Annotated in this window: 11 protein-coding genes; 1 reads left to right on the plus strand and 10 read right to left on the minus strand. The window is 48.1% G+C overall.

Annotated elements, in window-relative coordinates; all coding sequences use genetic code 11:
- Positions 1-743 precede the first annotated feature (743 nt).
- From FVR03_RS16965 to FVR03_RS16990, 6 genes are all read right to left on the minus strand, one after another.
- Entirely contained in the window at positions 744-1,835 is a 1,092-nt protein-coding gene (locus tag FVR03_RS16965) for an aldo/keto reductase (protein WP_147922956.1), read from the minus strand.
- Between the two features lie 211 nt (positions 1,836-2,046).
- Positions 2,047-4,578, minus strand: coding sequence for a family 20 glycosylhydrolase (locus FVR03_RS16970; RefSeq protein WP_147922957.1), 2,532 nt, complete (start codon positions 4,576-4,578; stop codon positions 2,047-2,049).
- A gap of 250 nt (positions 4,579-4,828) precedes the next feature.
- Positions 4,829-5,182 (minus strand): hypothetical protein, encoded by a 354-nt coding sequence (locus tag FVR03_RS16975; RefSeq protein ID WP_147922958.1) that lies wholly within the window; start codon positions 5,180-5,182, stop codon positions 4,829-4,831.
- A 280-nt stretch (positions 5,183-5,462) separates the two neighbouring features.
- The gene (locus FVR03_RS16980; protein WP_147922959.1) at positions 5,463-7,601 is read right to left on the minus strand and encodes a glycoside hydrolase family 97 protein; all 2,139 of its coding nucleotides are present in this window, start codon (positions 7,599-7,601) and stop codon (positions 5,463-5,465) included.
- 1,204 nt (positions 7,602-8,805) lie between these two features.
- Entirely contained in the window at positions 8,806-11,547 is a 2,742-nt protein-coding gene (locus tag FVR03_RS16985) for an alpha-L-rhamnosidase-related protein (protein WP_147922960.1), read from the minus strand.
- Between the two features lie 44 nt (positions 11,548-11,591).
- Complete coding sequence (locus FVR03_RS16990; RefSeq protein ID WP_147922961.1) at positions 11,592-11,861, minus strand: hypothetical protein; 270 nt, start codon at positions 11,859-11,861, stop codon at positions 11,592-11,594.
- A 228-nt stretch (positions 11,862-12,089) separates the two neighbouring features.
- On the opposite strand from FVR03_RS16990, the gene FVR03_RS16995 reads away from it, so the two are divergent.
- Complete coding sequence (locus FVR03_RS16995; RefSeq protein ID WP_147922962.1) at positions 12,090-13,550, plus strand: N-acyl-D-amino-acid deacylase family protein; 1,461 nt, start codon at positions 12,090-12,092, stop codon at positions 13,548-13,550.
- Positions 13,551-13,870: 320 nt separating this feature from the next.
- Here FVR03_RS16995 and FVR03_RS17000 read toward each other — a convergent pair whose 3' ends face one another.
- The 4 genes from FVR03_RS17000 to FVR03_RS17015 form a co-directional block, all read right to left on the minus strand.
- Positions 13,871-15,652, minus strand: coding sequence for an endo-dextranase (locus tag FVR03_RS17000; protein ID WP_222707256.1), 1,782 nt, complete (start codon positions 15,650-15,652; stop codon positions 13,871-13,873).
- 65 nt (positions 15,653-15,717) lie between these two features.
- Positions 15,718-17,187: a SusE domain-containing protein gene (locus FVR03_RS17005; protein WP_147922964.1), complete on the minus strand. Its 1,470-nt coding sequence runs from the start codon at positions 17,185-17,187 to the stop codon at positions 15,718-15,720.
- A 29-nt stretch (positions 17,188-17,216) separates the two neighbouring features.
- Positions 17,217-18,731, minus strand: coding sequence for a RagB/SusD family nutrient uptake outer membrane protein (locus tag FVR03_RS17010; RefSeq protein WP_147922965.1), 1,515 nt, complete (start codon positions 18,729-18,731; stop codon positions 17,217-17,219).
- Positions 18,732-18,749: 18 nt separating this feature from the next.
- Positions 18,750-21,827 (minus strand): SusC/RagA family TonB-linked outer membrane protein, encoded by a 3,078-nt coding sequence (locus tag FVR03_RS17015; protein WP_222707257.1) that lies wholly within the window; start codon positions 21,825-21,827, stop codon positions 18,750-18,752.
- Between the last annotated feature and the right edge of the window lie 99 nt (positions 21,828-21,926).

The following is a 21,926-nucleotide window of genomic DNA, read 5'->3' on the forward strand; positions in this document are numbered from 1 at the left end:
CGAGCAGGGCCTTAAAGGTAAGCCTGCCAATACGGCCGAAGCCGTTGATCGCAACTTTAATTTTAGACATAATTCAATTACTGTTTTAACTTATAACAAGAGTACAGCCAATCTGTACCCCATACAATCAGATTGCTAAATCATTAATTTTAAGCCGAATGCTTAACCGATTAAGCAAGTTATAAAGAAAAAAGCACTAATAAAAGTTATCTTTTTATGATTTTAGTCATCCATTGAGATTTATAGTGTATGCACCTAAAAAGCAATTTTGGGAGGTTAAACACAACTTTATCTGCCTCATGTATTTATCCATAAATCACCCAGAGCATCTACTATTTTGCCGAAGACATGATTTACCCTATAGTCAGCGAGATAACTTATTAGAGTTTGCGTCATTTACTATACAAGTCATAAAAGATCGTGTGTCATTTTCCTAAAAATGATGACCTTCTGATTCCGAAAAGTTAAGATAGATTCTATAGCTACTTTAAATATAACTACAACATCAACTAATTCATTGTTTCAGTTTTAGCTCTTGCCGCCTCAGCAAAAACATGCACAAAAAAAATGGAGTTGAGCCATCTTTGACTATTGCAGGCTCTTAACAAACTCAATTATTCTAATGAAAAATGCCTTCCAGGGGATTTTCAGCAGTTTTGCCTCAAGGGTGGTAAACCTCAAAAAAAAAGGAGACTGCAAGCCTGCATTCTCCTTCCTTTACTTTAGATACACTTAACCTTCTGTTATAGATAAGAATATTCCTGCTCCAGCAGCCCCTTCTCTTTCATGGCTTGCCAGAAACCAGCAGGCACCGCGTTATAAGCGTTTTCTATGTTTTGTTTAACGCGCTTCGGGTTGGTGGTGCTGAGGGCTAAGCTAACAACTCCCGGCGTATGTAAGGCAAACTGCACGCAAGCCTGCGCCGGCGTTATATCATATTGCTTACATAAGGCAAAAAAATCGTCGCGCCATTTAAACAACGCTTTGTTTTCTTCTGAGTCGGGGCTTACGTGTTTGTAGTCGTAGTACTCTCCGCCTATCAGGAAACCGCCATGATACACAGCTGAGTTAATAATCTGAACTCCTTGCTGCTTCAACTCCTGCATAAAATCCAGCAGGTCCTGTGGGTGCTCTTTTATGGTCATGCTATTGGCAATCATTACCCAGTCGAGCTGCACATCGCTGGCTATTCGTTTTATAATGGGCCAGCTTTTGGCACCTACGCCTATGGCCTGCACTTTGCCCTGTGCTTTTAAGTTGGCAAGGGCACGGTAACCATCCAGAATGTCCTGGTAAAGCTTGCCTGCCTCCGCCTCGTCTTTTGCCTGCGCCATGTACTCATCCGGGTCGTGCACCGATACCAGTTGCGGCACGTAGCCTCCTAACAGTTCGTTGCCCTGTTCAAAGCATTCTAAAATACCATCGTAGCTGATGTGCTGCACGGCATCATATTTCAGGTCTTTCCAAACGCCGGGCTCAAAGGTTGGCTCCGGTGTTTTAAGCTCTGTTCTGACCCAGCCCAGTTTATTGCTGATAATAACATCTTCAGGTTTTATGTTCAGCTCCCGCAGGCACTTCCCCAGAGATTCTAAGGCAAGGCCCGCGCCATATTTACCGGCAGAGTCGAATACGGCAGGGCCTTTGGAGTGCACAAAGCATTCTTTTACAATCGCCAGTTTTACATCATCATCCAGGGCCTCATATAAATTGCCCAGCCCACTGGTGCCGAAAATAACAGGTGGAATGTTGATGGATACTTTTTGAGAACGATCTCCGGCAGCAGGTGTTGCCTGTGCTGAGTCGTACTCCTTTTTCAGAGGGTTGGTTGCTGACATACTTTTCTGAAACTTATCTTAATGCTATATTCAATAAATATTTGAACCGACATACTGGAGCAGCAGGTTTGCGAGGTGCTACCAAGTAAAGTATGGTCTAACACCGCCACGGCCTTTACTCCAGGTAAACCGCCTAACAGGCGTTGCTGTTTCTGGTGTCAATCTATAATAAATATCTGAATATACATAACGCCAGTTTACTCCTGTCGCTTTACCTGTTCACAATTGTGGTGGTATTTCCTGAACGTCCTGCCGAGTTAAACACTTTTAACTGTACTGTTCCTTTCGTGTTGATTGGGCCCTGGTAAAGCGGGCTTGTGGCAGTTGGCTCAGCCCCATCGGTGGTATAGCGAATTACGAAGCCAGGTAGCTGGCAGTTTACCTTTACCTGCCCGTTTTCTACTACTGCTCCGGCAGACGGTATTCTGTACTGGAACCCACCGGCATAGCTGTTGAGTCGTGGCAACTCGCGCTTGCCAAGCACATTTACGAACTGGCTCCAGGCCTCCTTATAAGCAGGGTCTGCCGCTACTGGTTGCGTTGCCGTGGCCCAGGCTGGATCTTTTGCCCAGGCCCGTTCTGCAAAACCAAGCATTTTGGGCAACAGCATGTACTCTAACCGCCCGGTGCTCCTGATGGTCTCGGTCCAGAGGAGGCATTGGAGACCTACAATATTCGCTTTACCAGCCTCAGTTAATCGCTCTTTTCCGGCAAAGGCAGATTTTTCTATTGCCTTCCCCTCCGGCGTTCTGGCTGTTTTATAGTAGTCGAAGGGAACAAAACTGAAGGAGGCCTCAAGATCTGAAAAAGTAGCCCAATAGGTGCCAATCTCATCGAAATCTTTTTGATAGGCCATATCGAAGTAAAAGTTAGTGGCAGGCGCCAGAATAGTTTTGTATCCGGCATTGGCTAATTTATAGGCGCGATCTTCGGACCCCCAGCCCCACACAATGTTCCACACATAGGCATGTACGTTTTCTTTGGCCAATGCAGGGTTCGTCACATAACGCGTTTTGCCATTTACCTTCGTTTTCTGCAGTGCCACTTCTTCCCAGCCAGACATGTACAGCCCTTTTGCTTTCAGGATATTATTCACCTTTCCGAAATAGTAAGTCCAGAGATCGTCGGTAGACTTGATCTGAGGATTTTGACTTTGCAGGGCCAGCACGGCAGGCGATTTCTCCCACACTCCTGCCGGCACCTCATCTCCTCCCATATGAATGTTAGACAAGGGTGCATCTGCCTGCTGGTACATAAAGGCAATTTCGCTAACCACCTTCTCTATAAAAGCATAAGAGGAAGGAAGCGCTACATTCAGCACATTATCATTCCAGCGTTGCACCGACCGGTAAACAGACTGGTCCTGAAGATCGCGTAACAAATACTTCGCTGCCTCTGCTTTTTTACCGGCTCTCATGTATTTTTCGTAGCGGGCATCCATGGCTTTTATAGCCGCACGGGCATGCCCTGGTGTCTCAATTTCCGGAATAACCTGAATATGACGGGCTGTGGCATACTGGAGTATCTCTATAAAATCTGCCTGACTGTAGTAGCCGGAGCCAAAGGCATTTGTGGTGTCGGGGCCGGAGCCATGCGATGGCTGCAAATGCTGCTTGCTACTGAGCGTATGAGCACGTTTAGCGCCAACCGCAGTTAGTTCAGGTAAGCCCGGTATTTCCAGGCGCCAGCCTTCGTCGTCGTTTAAATGGAAATGCAGCACATTTAGTTTGTAGAGTGCCATCAGGTCGAGGACCTTCAGCACCTGCTGCTTTGTCTGGAAATTTCGGGCTACATCGAGCATAAAGGCACGGTAACCAAAACGCGGCGCATCAGAAACTGCTACAGCCGTAATTGTATAATTTTCCTGATTTGTTGCCCAGGCCGTTGGCGGGAGCAGGCTCTTAAACGATTGGATACCATAGAAAGCACCTGCTGGCGCAGAGGCACTGATAACAACGCGCTCCGGCGTAACCTGCAGCTGGTAAGCTTCCGGACCAAGCCCGGGCACCTGCTTTAGAACTATGGCTTTGTCTTTTGTGCCGGCACCTACCCGCAGCCTGGCACCCAGCATACTTTCCAGTTCTTTTGCCAGAAGATTAGCCTCCTGTTTAAATAGCGGATCAGTTTGCAGGCTTGTGCTGGCATCTACTATAAAAGAACCTTCTCCTTTTTGGTAGGTAACCGGTGTAGGAAAAATAGGGGGGAGGTTTTCTGCCGGAATATCTTTTATCGATTTGTTTCTCTCAAAGATGATGGCTGGGGTAATATGGCCATCGTGGTTTGCTGCAGCTAGAGGTTTCTGCACAGGATCGGGTATGGCCAACCCTTTGGACGGCACTACATCCCAAACCAGATAGAAACCTGTTGGCGCGTCTTTATAATTCATGGCCTTACCACTGGCAACGTACTCGATCTGGTGCGACTTTCCGGGTGGCAGACCGGTAAAGCGGCTTGTTGGCACTATCCGGTTCAGGTCGCCGTTCAGCGCCTCCATCTGCACCTCGCCGCTTACTGCCGCATGCGTTTTACTTGAATTGAAATAGAGCGTCCAGCCAGAGGCAGGTAAGGCAACACGATCGTGGTTGGTGATGGCAAGCACCGCAAGTGTTTGCGACTTGCCCTGGTAATTTATTTTCTTCACCTCCCAGGTAAGCTGCAGTTTGCCCGGATCAACATTCTGGGCAGTAGCCAAAGCGCTTCCGTAGAGTAAAAACAGCGTAGTAATTAAAAATCTGATGAGCATCTGGTAAATTTACGGTTTACAAAGCTAGCGCAATTTCTGGAGCAAGAAATGAGCCCAGGTAGTACAGCTGGCTAAGTAGCTAACGTATCAAACCGAAAATTATGTAAAAAGCTGCTCTCTTAAAGCTTTCAGATTTTTATTGGAAGGATAAATTATTCTAATTAAAATGGCCTTCCGAAGGTTTTACATCAGAATTTAGCCAAGGGTAAACTCGACAAATTGTAGTTAAATGTACTTAGCAGCAATATGTTTATGCCGAAATTAAGTATTGCTGAAGCGTTTCCGGTGTAAGCTGCTGCAGCTTGGCAAGCATCAGCAGATCATGGTCTGCAAGCACTTCGCTCCCCGGGAACACCTGCTGCAGCACCTCCTCTACTAAACTGTTGCGCTCCACCGAGCTGTTGCCGGCACTGTAGTATTTTATAACCGGTGCTTCCTCAAAGGCTACATGTGGGCGAAGCGCTGCTGCCACCATATCGGCCAGGTGGCGGGCATCCTGGTACTGCGGATCAATGGCTACCGTATACACCTGCCGCACCTCCCCTGTTCTGCTCAGTATGCGCCAATCTGTTTTTCTACGGCCGTTATCTGCTATTAAAATCATGGCAAAATTCGTTTGGTCATACAATCTGTTTTAACCAACAAGTGCCTAGGCACCTGTTGGTATGATCAAATTTATCTTTACAAAAATGCCGGCATTGCCAGAACATATCAATTTCAAACGTATGAGTGTAGAAAAAACCTGTAAACCAAAACACACAACATACTCATAATCAACAAATTAACTAACATTTTTCTTGTAATACGAGTAAATGAATTGTAAATCGTTTTACGCCTGTATTAGGAGTATGTAAAGTTGTAGCTACAGTAGGCGCTGTTTTCCTTTACAACTTCTTCAGCCCCTTCATTTCCTCTCTGCTGCCTTCTTTAATGCTGATGGCCACGCCACCGCTGGAGGCCAGCCGCTGCTTCAGCTGACTTTTAGAAGTTACAATTACTTTGCGAACCGTATAGCTCTGCGGATTTTTGTCGTAGCTCGCATCTGCGCCATCGGCATATATGGTGGCAATAAATTGCTTGCCAGCTGGCAGATAATTAAAAGGAATAGTCGCGGTGCGTGGGTTCTCGTCAGTGATGCCGCCAACGTACCATTCGTTTTTGCCTTTGGCTTTGCGCGCTATTGTCACGTAGTCGCCTGGCTCTGCCTCCTGCACATACGTTTCGTCCCAGTCAATAGCCACGTCTTTTATGAACTGGAAGGCATCGGGGAAACGGGTGTAGTTCTCCGGCAGATCGGCTGCCATTTGTAGAGGACTGTAGATAGTTACGTAATAGGCCAGTTGCTTCACCAGTGTTGTGTTCACACGCTGGTCGCTGCCGGTACCGTAGTAAGAAAGATCGGTTTGGAAAATACCAGGCGTGTAGTCCATCGGGCCACCCATCAGGCGCGTGAAAGGCAGAATAGTGGCATGTTCCGGTGCCAGGCCGCCCATTGCCTCAAACTCGGTGCCTCTGGCAGATTCCTGCGCAAACCAGTTCGGGTAGGTACGGTGCAGGCCGGTTGGGCGTACCGCCTCGTGGCTATTTACCATAATTTTATAATCGGCTGCTGTTTTAGCTACGTGTATGTAGTGGTTCACCATCCACTGGCTGTCGTGGTGCTCGCCGCGTGGAATAATTTTGCCCACGTATCCGGTTTTAACAGAATTGTAGCCATGGTCGGCCATAAACTGGAAGGCCTGGTGCAGGCGGCGCTCGTAGTTGGTGGCGGAGCCGGAGGTTTCGTGGTGCATCATTATTCTTACACCTTTATCGGCAGCATACTTTTGCAGGGCCTTCACATCAAAGTCCGGGTAAGGCGTTACGAAATCGAACACGTTTTCTTTCCAGTTGCCGAACCAGTCTTCCCAGCCAATGTTCCAGCCTTCTACCAGCACCGCATCAAAACCATGTTCGGCCGCAAAATCGATGTGCTTTTTCACGTTCTCGTTTGTGGCTCCGTGGCGGTTGTTGGTGCTGAACTTGCTGAAATCCTGGTCCAGCTTCACGTTGGTTTCGTCGCTGTACGCCCAGGAGCTTTTGCCTGCCACAAAATACTCCCACCACACGCCAATGTACTTTACTGGTTTTATCCAGGAAACATCTTTATAAGCCGTCGGCTCGTTCAGGTTCAGGATCAGGTTAGAAGCCAGAATATCAGTGGCTTTGTCGCTCACCACAATGGTGCGCCACGGCGATTGCGCATTGGTTTGTACATAGCCTTTGTTGCCAACAGCATCCGGCACCAGGTGCGAACTCATTTTAAACGTTTTGTCGTCCACGTTCAGGTTCATGGCCGGGTAATCGATCAGGGCTGCTTCGTGAATGTTGATGTACAAGCCATCAGCAGATTTCATCATGGCAGGCGTTTGTACGGCCAGCGTTTTAATCGGCTGCTGCGCGTGCACATCAATGGTTGCTTTTTTAATAAGGTCAGCTATCCCCGATATGTTGGAGGTGGTGTAGGCGTATTCGTTAGTATCGTAATCGCCGGGTATCCAGAAAATTTTATGGTCGCCGGTAAGGTTAAATTCGGTGTGCTCCTCCTTTATGACAAAGTAGTTCAGTTCCGGCTGCTGCGGAAACTCGTACCGGAAGCCCAACCCATCGTTAAACACCCGGAACCGGATACGGATAAAGCGGTCTTTCTGCTCTTTCTGCGCCAGTGTTACCAGCAGCTCATTGTAATTATTCCGAATAGACTTCTGCTCACCATACACCGGCTCCCACGATTCGTTTACCGACTTCTGCTCCGAATTAGTTAAGGTAAAGCCATTCCTGAAAGAGACACCTTCGTTCAGTTCCAGCCCCAGGGCGCTCGGCTTTACGACCGGCTTCTTTTTGTAAGTTAACTGGTAGGTGGGCTCCCCTTTGGCCGTAAGCTCGAACTTTAGGGTTACGTTTTTGTCTGGCGAGGTAATAACCTGCGCATGCGACAGCGACAGGCAGGTGCAGGAAAACAGGAGTAGCAGTAATTTGCGCATAATGTTTATTTTAAACCGGATGAATGAATGAAGCACTGATACAATCGGGTTTCAGATTGCGGCTATGTTACCAGCAAGAGGAACTAACAATTGTTACTACTGCAAATTTGCAGCTACACAGCACCAACCTCAATTATTCGAAGTAAAATGTAGAAAAAACAAGTGTTAATTCATGTATAATATACTTATTTTCAACATATTACAATAAAATTAACTTAATATAAAAGTAGGCCATGTGTAAGCTTAAACTCATCTTTTAAGCTAGTATAGAACTCTTTGAATCACCTTTTGTGAAGTAATAAATTAGTTGGTGGGATTTTCGCTTCTTACCCTTACACTGGTAAGTGAGGTTTTGCCTCTGGAAGGGTGATTTTATTAGAATAATTAGGGCATGCACAGATTTACGGATCATCCAACTAGGAGATTTGATTATTAATAATTTGGCTCCGGCTCCTGTAACAACTGCTTACTCCGGTGCCCTCATACATTACTGTTTCATGGTTTTGGCTCCGAGCGCTCACGGCCGCGGGGCCTCGTCTTTGGCCATCGCCGCTGCGTTCCCTCCTGCCTTCGCTCTCGCTCAGGCTGCCGCTAAGGCGGCACCGGATCTCACAAATAGAGGGCCCCTTCCCCCGGCGGCTCAAGCCAAAGACTGGTTTAGGTGCGATAGCCGAAGCTGCTGAATATTCTAGCTCCTTTTATTGATGCTGAATCATTTCGACTGCTATACTTATTTTAAAAACAGGTTAGACATGGATGGGAGATCACTACGAATCAAAATGAAAATTGAAAACTGAAAGGCAGAATTCTCTATGGCTTTCAAGTTCCCTTTGCCTTAACTATTGAAGCTTTTCCAGTTCTTGGGTTGAGCGCCTTTGCAGGTTTCCGGTGCCGCGGGTGCGGCAGCCCGCTAGCGGGCAGGAAAGATGCAGCAGCGCGATGCCCAAGGACGAGGCCCCGCGGCCGTGAGCGCTCAGAGCCCTCGCAACAGAGCAAAAAAGCCAGAGGGCACCGGATGAAGCAGTTACTAATAGAGCCGGAGCCAAATTTTCTAAATAAAAACAAACCCTCAGCGGACCTGGATTATTCTAATGAAAACACCCTTCCAAAGCCAAAACAAGATATAAGCATCAAGGGTTAGCAAGGAGCATGCGTTAAAAAACAAAACCTCACAGGTCTGGTAGACACTGTGAGGTTACTGAAGTTATTTCTGACTCGTACTCCTGACGCCACTAGATAGCTGCGTGAGGCGCATGTAATCAAGCATCGCCTGGTTTACCTGCCGGTTCATGTTTTCGTTGGCTGGTTCAAAGGAGAGGGAGATGGTGTGGGAACCTTTCGGCAGGTACACCTGCACCGCATTGCTCATGCCCCAGTTCGACCACTCGTCTACCCCTCGCTGTGGCAGCACAACAGTGCCGGCAAAATTGTTTCCGACCCGTAACGTTCTGATGGCGCACATGTTCAGGGTGTTGGTAGGACCATTGCCGTTGGCGTAGCGGAAGTCGATGGCGTAGGTACCGGCTTCTGAAACGGTAACCGGAATTTTAATAGCGGCATTTTTCTGTTTTGTTGTTTCTACAAAACCTGTTCCTGAAAAACCTTTGTAAGGCAGCGCCGCTTTAGGAGCCACTTTTTCCAGCTCATATTGCTGCACCACGTTGGTAGGAGCAGCCATTGGCTCGCTGGCAAAAGAAGGCAGACCCGCTTCATCTTCGGCTATAACCTGGTACTCGGCGTAAGCACCAGTGGTAATGGGTTGGGAAGTGGCTTTGGTAGAGGCCAGCACATTGCCATTCTTCAGCACCACGTAATTTACGGCTCCCTCTACCGGCTGCCACACCAGCGTATTACCCGATAAACTAACTACCGGAACAGCCGGGGAAACCGTATGCGGCACCTTGTTTACTTCGTTCTCCTGCACCGCGTTGTTAGCCAGCATGATGTTAAGCTGGTGGCGGCCCTGCAGGTTGCCGGGCAGCTCTGCATTTGACAGCGGTTTACCATCCAATGTAATAGATTCAATTTGGTTGCCGTACCCATCCAGCGAAATATCCAGCACGGCCTGGCGATATTTAAAATTGGTAAGGCTGCGTGTACCTGCAAACGCTTTCGGCACAAAAGGCTTAAACTGCAGGCTGTTGGCAGTGTAGTCCATTCCGAAAAGCACCTTATACACCATGCTGATGTTGCCCGACAGGCTCCACAGCATCCTGCTGGAGTTGATCTGGGTGCCGGCAAAGTCGCCGTTGCTGGCTACAAAATTTTCCTTGTTGGTCAGGAACAGCGCAGCCGGACGGTAAATGGCACTCATGCTCTCGACCAGCGCCTGCTCATTGCCCGCCTTGGCAGCAGCCAACGACCAGTAAGCCTGCACAAAAGGCCAGATGCCGTTGTTGTGGTACGGCGGTGTGTTCGGAATCTGCGGGAAAATACACGGAATGCCATAATCATACACTGGCGTATTGGCTACTATTGACTTTTCTTTTGCCGCATCTGCAATGTTGTACAGCACACTCAGTGCCTCCCCCAGCGCCTCGGCACGAGGCGACAGAATTTTGTAGTTGCGGCCATAAAGATACTGCCCATAATAGCCCTTTTCGGGCACCCAAAGCTGCTCGTTTATGCCGTTTTTTATCGTCTCAGCTACCTGGTGGTATTTAACAGATGCTTTGTTGTCGTTCAGGAGTTTTGCCATTTCAGAGAGAATGACGCTTGCCTGGTAGTGCACAGCATTGGTGCCGAGGTTCTCCGATTCGTAAATATCGACAGGCTGCATCCACTTCGGATATGTCTGCTCACGCCAGTCCAGGAAAGAAGATTCTCCTTTTACCAAACCGGTTTCAGGGTTATGCGCGTTTTTCAGATCGTCTTCCACTGAGTTCCGGATAATCTCATAAGCCTGCTTCAGCCAGTCATTATCGCCGGTTACTTTGTAGATTTCCCAGGCCGCCACCGCCCATACAATCCGGTCGGTAGAAACGGGGTAAGCACCGCCTGTTCCGGTGTCCTGGATGATGCGGCCGTTCTGCACCTTCCGCATCAGGCTGTACTGCGATACTTTGGGTTGCAGCATCGCCATAGATAAAATAATGCTGTAGCTGATGTCGCGGGTCCAGACACCGGCCCACTCCTCTCCTGTTCTAAACGTACTATCAGCCTCTATATCCAGCTCCATCTCTTCCAACGACAGGTTATAAAGCGCGTCGATGAGCGGGTAATCGGACGTGTATTGAGGGAAGGCACTCAGATCTTTTGAAAGCTCCCAGCGCGAAGCAGTGGTCTTGGCATCGGCAGGCGCATTAAGTGTAAGTACTGCTTCGTAAATGCCGTCTCCCTCAGGGTCTTTCATCTCCAGCTCCGGACGGTTTGCCAGGTTGTCGAAATCCCACATCATAGGAGCTGTATTGCCGGCTATGAATACGTGCCTGAAATCGTCTTTATAGATGTTGGTGCCATCGTAGGTGGTATAGAAACCTTTTGTGTTGAGCGCCTCGAGCACGTGGCGCAAGTCCAGCTTTACGGTAAGGGCTGTGTTAGGCGCCAGAAAAGTATTGGCTGGTACTTTGGCTTCGTCGGTATACTGCTGCCCGAACTTAATAACAGGCGTAGCACAGGCTCCACCCTCTGTGGCACAAATAAAGCGGTGGTCTTTGCCCGAAATCATTTCGTTGTCTTTGCCATTGATGCTGAACTTAAACTGCAGCTCCGGACTCTGAAACTCGTTGGCCGGGCTCTGATAATTCGACACCATGGCCGTGGCAGATTCTGCTTTTGCCTCCTGCCCCTGCTGCACCACCCTGTCCGGGTAAAGCGTGTACGCTTCCGATTGCCAGATGGCTACCGTGCTGCTGGTGGTGCCGTTGTTTACGCTCTGCTGTGTCTGGCAGGAGCCAAAGAGCAACGACGCCAGCAACAGACAGGATTTTAAAGATGTGTAGTTCATGGATTTGTTTATCGCTCCGTTTCAGTGTTTTCGGGCTTGCAGCCTTAAAAAGCACATGGCGGATGTTTAAAAGAAAATATATTGTTCAGTAATATGGTTAGGCTAGTTAATTGTGCAGCTATTGTAGTATCATTTTTTCGTGCTCCTATGTTCTGCATGTCTACTTCAGCGCCATCTTCCGAACAAACAGCCGTTTCTTTTACAAATTTGCAGCCCCGTAAAGCCAAGGTCAATTTTTCTATCCAAAATATAGAAATTAGCGGCTTGTTTTTACTTTCAACTATTTGATTATCAATAATATATATAATCATCATTAGAATAAAAAAATAGATAAAATATGAAGACTGACAGCTTAGAAATGCTCTAAATCTCTGGGCTTTGTGACTCTGTATTACTTAAGAACCTAAGAAGTATAAGATCAGGGTAACTCTGTGTCAGTACTCCTGCACCGGCTGGTTTACCTGTTCCCGCTCTTGTTAGTCTGAATCTGCTTTGGCAGTCCTTTCGTAGGCATAAGATTCTGTTTATTCCTATCTTGTACCATGATCTTCGATTTACTTATAACCAACGCAACAGTAGTAGACGGAACCTGCACGACACCCTTTGCTGCAACTGTTGGCCTGAAAGGCGATACCATTGCACTGCTGGATAGGCAGCAGACAAAAAGCTACGAAGCTTTACAAACCATAGACGCCAGCGGACTCATGCTGACGCCTGGTTTTATAGATGCCCACGCGCATGGCGACCCGCTGGTGGAGCCGGAGTTTCCTAACTTTCTGGCCATGGGCGTAACCACCATTTGCCTGGGGCAGGATGGATTTAGCCCCGAGCAGGAAGATGTGCGCGAGTGGATGGACCGTGTAGACGCAGTAGTGCCCGGTGTAAATATTGTGTTGTTTGCCGGCCACAACACCATCCGGATGCTTTCGGGTGCCAAATACGATCCGGTACCTTCGGAAACTCAATTTCAGGAGATGGAGCGGTTGCTGGCCGATGCCATGCAGGCTGGCTGCTTCGGCCTGACCACCGGCCTGGAATATAACCCGGGACTCTACTCAGCTACCCCTGAACTGGTGCGCCTGGCAAAAGCCGTTGGCCGGCACCAAGGCCTGCTGATGAGCCACATGCGCAGCGAAAGCGACGACTCTATTACAGCCGCCATAGACGAGCTGCTGGAGCAGGGCCAGCATTGTCCGGTGCAGGTATCGCATATAAAAGTGGTATATGGCAAAGGAAAGGCAAGAGGCGAAGAAATTCTGGCACAATTGAGCAGCGCCAGAGCCAGGGGCATTCAGGTGACCGCCGACTTTTACCCCTACACCGCCAGCTATACCTCCATCGAGATCCTGTTCCCCGACTGGGCAAAAAAACCCTTCGACTATGCCGAGGTAGTGCAAACCAGAGGAGAGGAATTGCGCACTTTTCTGCGGGAGAAAATTATTTTCCGGAACGGGCCTGATGCTACCTTAATAGGTTCAGGACCATTTGCCGGCAAAAAGCTCTCGCAGATTGCAGCGGAACGTAACAAACCCTTTGAGCTGGTACTGATGGAGGACATTGGCCCTTACGGTGCTTTTGGCGCTTACTTTATTATGGACGACGACCTGCAGCAAACCCTGCTCCTGGACCCGCACACCATGATCTGCACCGATGGCAGCCCCACCATGAACCACCCCCGCAGCTTTGGCGCTTTCCCGAGGGTGCTGGAAACCTTTGTGAAAGAACGGCAGGTGCTCAGCCTGCAGGAAGCCGTACGCAAAATGACCGGCTTTACCGCAGAAACCATTGGCCTGCACCACCGTGGTTTTATAAAAGAAGGCTATAAAGCTGATCTCCTGCTCTTCGATTTGGCCGAGGTACAAGCAAACGCCACCTACGAAGCTCCTACGCAGCTCTCAACCGGCTTCCGCTACGTTATCCTGAATGGGCAAATTGTAAAAGAGCAGGAGCAACTAAAGGAGAAACGAGCAGGCAGAACACTTCGAAAGCAGTATTCCTCTTGATTAAAATAACCAAGAGGAATACTACACCTCTTATTGGAACATTTATTTCCGAGGAGCAGCTTTTATCAATTATTCTAATGAAAATGCCCTTCCAGAGAAAAAATGGGCAAAACTAGTCAAGGGGCGATTACGATTGCTTAGCTTTTACGTAGCCCAAGCCCTTGTATAAAAACAGCCTTTTGTCCTTTGGAAGGGCATTTTCATTTGAATAATTTACGGGTAAAGCTTGATCTCTACCAAATGCAAAAAGATGCTAAGGGCGCTTTCTTTAGCTAAAGAAATGATTGTATAAAAGACTTAAGGCTGCTTTAACAGTTTCGTTAATACTCCACCACAACCATGCTCCAGTAATTCAGTTCCGGGAGTGTGAAACTTACCTGATTACCGTTTTGGCTAAAGTTTAAGGATCTGGAGGCACCTCCTATAATGTCTGGTGTGGCAGTCCAGAGTTTCTTTACCGGGCCTGTGGCTATAAACGAAAGTTTGGCATCATTTACCTGAATCGGGGCCGTTTGAGTACCGGTGTTATCGCGCCAGTTCTGCGTTTTGGAATTGTTAAAGTTAATGAAGTGGAGTATTTGTTGGTTGCCTACTAATTTGCCAAAAGTGGCTACCGATCCTGCAGCTGCAGGCCAGGCAGCAAGCTTCAGTTTACTGTCGCCAGCGGTCACTGTAGGATTATTGAAACTACCTCCATCGCGGAGCAAGTTCTGGTATGCCACCAAAAAGTCGTAATACGCTACCATGGCACTTTTCAGGTCTTGCCGCAACTCCAGGTTATGATGCGGGAAATATTCCTTTGAGAGCATGTGTTCGCCTAACTCCAGGTGCGCTCCGCCATGCGCAAATATTACGGCATTGGTCATGAGAACAGCAGCTGTATTGAACACCCCCTGGTTGTTAGATAAATCATAATTCATATAAGCGGCCAGCACTGTATTTTTTGTATTGTTGCTGAGAGTATTGTTCTGCTTGATGATGTTTGCCAGATCATTATAGGTATCGAACGGGTTCCAAACCTCGGAGTACAAAAAATCGGAGGATGATTCAGCAATGCCCTGTTGGCCGTACTGCGAAACGGCATTCAACACAGCATATTTTGTTGGCGCATCGGCTTTTATGGCATTGATGAAAGGCTTATAACTTTGTGCCAAGTTCAGGGCTGTACCATCATGCTTAAAAGTGGCTCCTCTGTCTCCCAGTTGATCCATGTGAAACCCATCGAACGCCAGGTGCTGATATACTTTTCTGTTTTCGTTGATCAGGTACTGCTGCCAACCGGTACTGGACGGATCAATAAGATAAATATTGCTTAAGAAAGGAGGTGCTGGCAAAGGGTGAAAATCCCGGTTGGTTCTGGTGTTATCTTTATAAATAAACCATTCTTTGTTTACGCCGTCTGCCTCTGCATTATCCCAAACTCCATAAATCAGGTTGTACTGCATAGCTTTCATGTTTAAACCATGTGCTGCCGTAATGTATTTCTGAACTGTTGTGAAATAAATATCTCTATTAATGATGTCTTTCCAGCTAGGTGCTGGTGCTGCCCCTGCTGTAGGCAGCGGCAGGTGGTGCTTGTGATGCCAATCGTAGAACTGAATGCCATTGATATGGTGCTTGTTCAGGTTAGTCATTACAGCTTGTACTTCTGCTTCATTTAATTGCGGAAATTTGGAAAGAAAGCCATAGCGCGGAAATTTCTTCCAGTCAGACGATACATCTACTGCCGTGGTGGCAAGTATGGTTTCGGTTTCGTTTGCCGTACTATAAACCTCTACCATATAGCCCCAGAAATCGGTGGCTGGTGCTTGCCAGGCCCAGGAAGATTCCGTTACGGCTGCCTCACCAACTACCTCATTCAAATGCTTGTACCTTACTTTAGCCGTAGCCGGTATCTGACTCATTTCCAGGGTAAATATCACATTATCGCCTGGTTTGTAAATGGCTTTATCTGTGGTTATGGCATGGTTGCTGTATACTGGTGTGGCCGGATTAGCCGGAATCTCTGCTGGAGCAGGGCTTGTTTGGCCATTGTCTTCTTTACAACCACCTGCACCGAGCAAAAACACACAAAAACATAACTGAAATAGCATAATATTCATAAGCATAGAATTTTATACCGGCCTCCTACTAATAAGAGGCCGGATGTTTAGGTATGAAATTAGAATTATAGTTTCTCGAATCGAATTGTTTCATGCAGCTGATCTACCGTTATGCGGTAATTGCCAGCTGCATGAATTCTCCATTTATTGTCAGGATTGCCACCCGGCACAAATTTCATTTCGGTGCTCTCTATTCCTTCATCAGGCAGAACAGGCATAAAAAAATCGCCGCCCCAATCGCCAGTCGCTACCGGAATTTTGAGTTCTCCTGCTTTTAAAGCACCTGTAAAAGTGAATAGCTGGGGGTTAGAAGCATCTCTAACCATTTGCGTAGGATTGTCTATGTTCCAACCAGCTGGTGCGGCATCGCCCACTATATAGAGTTGCGTATAAGGCGTAAAAGGCTTAATATCGATGCGCATGGCCTCCAGATCGAGCATAATTTTGTAGGCTCCCGGATTCGTCACTCTCCATTTAAGATCTGGATTTCCGCCTCTTACCAGTTGCACACCAGTTAGATCAAGCGCCTGGCCATCTACTAAGGGCATATAAAAGTCTGATCCCCAATTACCGGTAGCTGTCGGAAACTTAAATTCGCCTGCCTGCAGCACCTCATTGTAAGTAAATACATAAGGGTTGGATCTGTCTACCCGCAATTTGTTCGGGTTATCAATATCCCAACCGTTAGGTGTGGCATCACCTACAATCCACAGCTCAGCATATGGTGGCGCAACACCTTCCTCTACAGCTATTGAAAGCTCGAGCAGGTTAACTGTAATACTGTAAACACCGGCAGTCGAAACGGTAAAGGCATTATCTGGCTCAGTGTCGGAGGAGCGGTAGACAAGCTGTGTATCGGAACCGCCTTTGTTGTAAGACGGCAGGAAGGAACCTTGCGTTGTGATAAACTTAAACGAGCCTGCCGCTAACCTGCCTTGCCAAGTAAACCTGCCGGGGCCTGCGCTGTTTAATGTTAAGGGCGTGGCGTTATCGGCGCTCCAGCCGTTTGGAGTGGCATCGCCTATTAAATACAAAGTAGTAGTTACCGGCTGATAGGGTGTAACCTGCACTAAAGTTGTAGCTGAGTCGGAATAGCTTGTTCCCAACACGTTAGTTACCACTTTTGCTTCTATTGCAGCATGTATACCCGGCGTCAGGCTCAGCTGAGAGAGCAGCAAGTGGTTAAACTCCTGTACACTGTACTTTTTCTCCAGGGTTGCTCTACCCAGATCTGTCATCACGGCATCCTGAAAATTATTACCCTGCTTATCGAGATAGAGCTTATACGTGATGCCGGAGCTGGTGCCATAGTTAGAGCCGCTCGTCCAGGTAAAGGCAACGGCTTCGCTTGCCGCCAGTGTCTCCTGTAACACCACTTCCTCTTTGCTAGCTGTCAGTTCCAGCGGCGTATTCCGTGTCAGGTCAAACTCCTCATAAATGTCTTTCTCGCAGGAAGAGGCAAAAAGTGTTATCAGTGTCAGCAGAACGCCAACATACCAGTGTGCTTTTTTATTATAGATAAAAACGTGTTTCATGTCTGTAGTTGCTTAAATTTTGCCCCTGATTAATATCCTGAATTCTGAACCAGATTTTGGTTGGCATCCATCTCCTGCTGCGGTATAGGCAACAACCGGTGTTTAGCACTGGCATTGGTTTTCCCGATGGCGTGCAGGTAAGGCGCGAAGTACTGCCCATTGTCGTACCGAATAATATCGAACCAATGGTGCCCCTCAAACGCCAACTCCAGGCGGCGCTCTTTCCTGATAGCAGCCCTTAATGCGCTTTGGCTAAGCCCGCCAATGGTTGGCAGACCTGCTCTTACCCGTACCCGGTTCAGAGGTCCGCCACTGTTGATACTGCTGGCAGAAGCCTGCGCCTCGTTGGTTCTTCCCAATTCATAAAGCGCCTCAGCCTGCATCAGTAATACATCGGCATACCGTAGCACCGGGAAATTGGCAGGGTTGGTGTTGTATTCCGGAGAGATCGATTTTGGCACCAGGAACTTGCGCAGGTTGTAACCAGTCATGGAGTAGGAACGCTTATACTCCTGGCCGTCAAAAGCAGGTCCACCTTCGTATAATATTGTTTTGTCTTTTCTCACGTCGCCTGTTTCGTACTGGTTCACAAACTCCTGCGTTGGCTGATTCCAGCCGTAGGCACCGGCTACCATATTGGAATTTCGCGGTCCGGTGTAGGTGCTTACCCAGGAGGCCATTTGCTCATTTCCTCCAAAAAAATCAGCTGTGTTCACTTTGCCTGCATACTGCACCTCAAACAGCGACTCCGGCCCGTTTTTGTTTAGCGGGTTAAAATTGTCGCTGTAATCCGGGTTCAGACTGTAGCCCATTGCCGTTACCTGCTCGCACAGCTCCACAGTCTTCTGATAATTGCCTATTGTCAGGTACACTTTGGCCAGCAAACCTGTTGCTGCCCCTTTAGAGGCACGGCCAATATCTGCACCCGAATAAGTTTCTCTTACTGGCAGCAACTCTATGGCTCCGGCCAGGTCCTGTACAATCTGGTTATACACCTGCTCTTTTGGTGTGCGGGCAGGATATAGATACTCATTGGTAGGTGTATCAGGGGCATCTGTTATAAGCGGAACATCGCCAAAGGCCTGTACCAGGATAAAATAATATAAACCTCTTAAAAACTTGGCTTCTCCCAGAATGCGGTTCTTCAGGTTCTCCTCCATCTCAATACCCGGTACATACTTGAGCACCACATTGGCCCTAAGAATACCCGGAGATGGGCCTCTCCACAAATCCAGAGCGGCTGCATTAGCCGTGGTGGTTACAAAGTTCGCAACATCCTGCGTCGCAATGCCATCGGTACCGCCCCCGGCCCCCACAATGCTGTTGCCTGCCCAGATGTCGGTTCCCCATATCTGGAAGTTGTACAACTTTGGCCACTGCAGAGGCTGGTAAGCTCCATTAATCGCCGCTATGGCATCGGTTTGGGTTTTATAAAAGTTTTGCGGGTTTATGGTATCTAAGGGGGTGCGATCAAGATAATTTTCGCAGCTACTCAGGGTGGCGGCAAAAAGAAACGTAGCCGTATATTTTATAATTGATTTCATTTCTGTGAGATTAAAAAATTAAAAGCCAACGTTTATTCCGGCACTCAGCGTTCTGGATAATGGGTACACACTCAGGTCCACGCCATTAATGCCTACCTCCGGATCAAAGCCTGTGTAATTGGTGAAGGTGAAGAGGTTCTGCCCAGAGACATAGATTCTGACTAAGCTCATTTTGGCGCGGCCAATAATGCTTTGCGGCAGATTATACCCCAGCGTCACATTCTTTACTCTCAGGTATGAGCCATCTTCCACAAAGCGAGTCGATACTCTTGTATTTTTGTTCGGATCGTTGAAAATTGCCCTTGGTGTGGAGCTGCTGGGGTTGTTTGGTGTCCAGCGATCCAGCACTGCCGTTGTCTGGTTCTGGGCAACGGCCATACCTTCCTGAAAAATTCGGTTAGCGTGAAAAATATCATTGCCTTGTACACCTTGGAGAAAAACTGAAAAGTCGAAACCATTCCAGGCAAAGGTATTGTTCATGGCAAATGTTAACCGCGGATTGGGGTTCCCTATATAGGTTCTGTCAAAATCGTTGATCAGGCCATCGTTGTTGATATCCAGAAATTTAACATCGCCGGGCCCGGTACTGTTAAACAGGTCGGCTCCCTGCTGTTGTAGCGCATAATTATTCACCTCTTCCTGACTCTGGAAAATGCCATTCATAACAAAGCCATAAAAGGAGTTAATCGGGAAGCCGTTCTTCTGGCGCAGCACCTGCTCTATGCCCCCGTACAGAGGCACATCACCGTTCAGGTTCAGGATTTCGTTTTCGTTTACAGAAAAGTTCAGGTTGGTATTCCACTCAAAAGCTCCGGTTATGTTGTAGGTGTTCACGGCAACTTCAAAGCCTCTGTTTCGCACCTTTCCAAAGTTGATGCTTGGCACAAAAATATCTGAATACCCTGTGGTAACCGGCACGTTCATCGGCACCAGCATGTTGTTGGTATTCTTTATGTAAGCATCTACTGTCAGGTTAATCCTGCCGTTAAAAAGAGCCGCATCTAATCCAATGTTCGATTGCTCCACCTCTTCCCAGCGCACATTGGCGTTTGGCAACACCACTGGTACCACCGAGTTCACCACAGTGTTGTTGAAGGTAGCCTGCCCAACCGATAACCTGGAGGCGTAAGCATAGTTACCAATATTCTGGTTACCTGTAACACCATAGCCAGCACGCACCGACAGATCACTTAACCAGTTAACTTCTCTAAAAAAGTCTTCTTCCGAAATACGCCACTTGGCAGAGGCAGAAGGGAAAGTACCCCACCTGTTGTTGGCACCGAACCGGCTGCTGGCATCACGCCGCAAATTAGCGGTGATCAGGTATTTATCGTCAAAGCTGTAGTTAATCCGACCCAGAAATGAGAACAAAGCCCAGTCGCTGGCATTACCCCCGGAAGGCAAATTGATGGTACCATTATCTAATTGCTGGGCTGCATCACTTATAAAATCCTGGCGGGCGGCATTTATTTGGTCGAAGCGGTTATCCTGGGCACTGGTACCGGCCAATACTGTCAGATGGTGTTTATCTCCAAAGCTGGCATCGTAGGTCAGAAAATTGTCCCAGAGCCTGGTAATGCTCTTGTTGTTTTGCTGAAACAGCGTACTGAACTCGTTGGCGATCGGTTTCCAGGCATATTTAGGTGTCCAGCTTCTGCTATCCCAGAAAGCAGCCTGTATGCCGGCTGTTGTTTTAAATATCAATTGAGGTGTAATGGTAAACTCGCCGCTCACATTGGCCAACGCATTATAACCTAAGGTGGTATTGCTGTTTTCCAGCGCCTGTCCTACCGGGTTGCGCACATCGCCATACCAGCTGCTTTGCCCTTCCGGACCAGACCAGGTGCCATCGGGGTTGCTTAGTGGTTGTACCGGAAGTGCAGCCATGGGATTGCGGATGTCTATAGTACCGCTTGTTTTTTTGTCGTGGCTCAGCAGCAGGTTATTAGAGAGCTTAAACCAGCTCAGAAACTTATTGTCGCTATTCAGGCTAAAGGTGTAGCGCTTGTAGCCGTTGTTGATTACGATTCCGTCCTGGTCGGTGTAGGTGCCAGAAGCATAGAAGCTGGACTTTTCGGTGCCGCCCGCATACGAAACAGAGTAATTCTGCTGTGGTGCTGCTCTAAAATACTCTCCCAGCCAATCGGTACTGGTCGTAATAGAGGCTGGATCGGCGTAAGCGGGGTTCTGAAGCTGCCCATTGTTAGCCATTATTTCGTTGTGCAAGGTGGCAAACTGGGCTGAGTTGAGCATTTCTACTGTGCTGGTGGCCTGTTGTATAGCAGTGTAGGCTCGGAACTCTAACCGGCCTTTTCCTGCCTCCCCTCTTTTGGTAGTAATCAGCACCACGCCTGCGGCTCCTCTGGAACCATAAATGGCGGCAGCAGAGGCATCTTTCAGGATGTCCATAGAGGCGATATCATCGGGGTTGATCGCATTTAGCGGCAGGTCGGTTGGCACACCATCTATTACCACAAGCGGATCGCTGTTGTTGATGGTGCTGGTGCCCCGCACCCGAATAGTGGCGTTGCTACCTGGTGCACCAGAGGTAATAACCTGCACTCCAGCTGCCCGCCCCTGTAGCGCCTGCCCCGCATCCGGAACCGGAAGAGAGCGCACATCGTCCATCTTTACTGAGGCTACAGAACCAGTTACATCCCTCTTGCTTTGCGTACCATACCCCACCACCACCACCTCGTCGAGCAGCTTCGAATCAGACACCAGGCTCACGTTGATGTTTGCCCGGTTACCCACTGGTACTTCCTGTGTTAAATATCCTACAAAGGAGAAAACAAGAATGGCATTTTCCTGCCCGGCAGGAATGGTTAAGGCATACCTTCCGTCGAGGTCCGTTGCTGCCCCTACTGATGTGCCTTTCACCATTACAGTTACTCCGGGCAAGCCGGTTCCGGTATTGTCAGAAACGGTTCCGCCTACAGCTATGCCTCCCTGTGCCCATGCAGCTAAAGACTGGAACAGAAAGAACGAGAGCATCAACACAAAGGCACACCCCTTTGTAATACAAGCTCCTTTGCCACCCCGACGAAACAGAAAAGGCTTTGCCCTTTGTCGCCATTGAGATAAATTTCTAGTCATAATAAGTGAGTAATTATTGTTTCAGAGAATATAAATAAGAGAGATGAAGTGGCAGCAACGCGTTGACCTACTAACTAACAATTGTTTACATTACAAAGA

The organism is Pontibacter qinzhouensis, assembly GCF_008017455.1.
GTDB classification, from domain to species: domain Bacteria; phylum Bacteroidota; class Bacteroidia; order Cytophagales; family Hymenobacteraceae; genus Pontibacter; species Pontibacter qinzhouensis.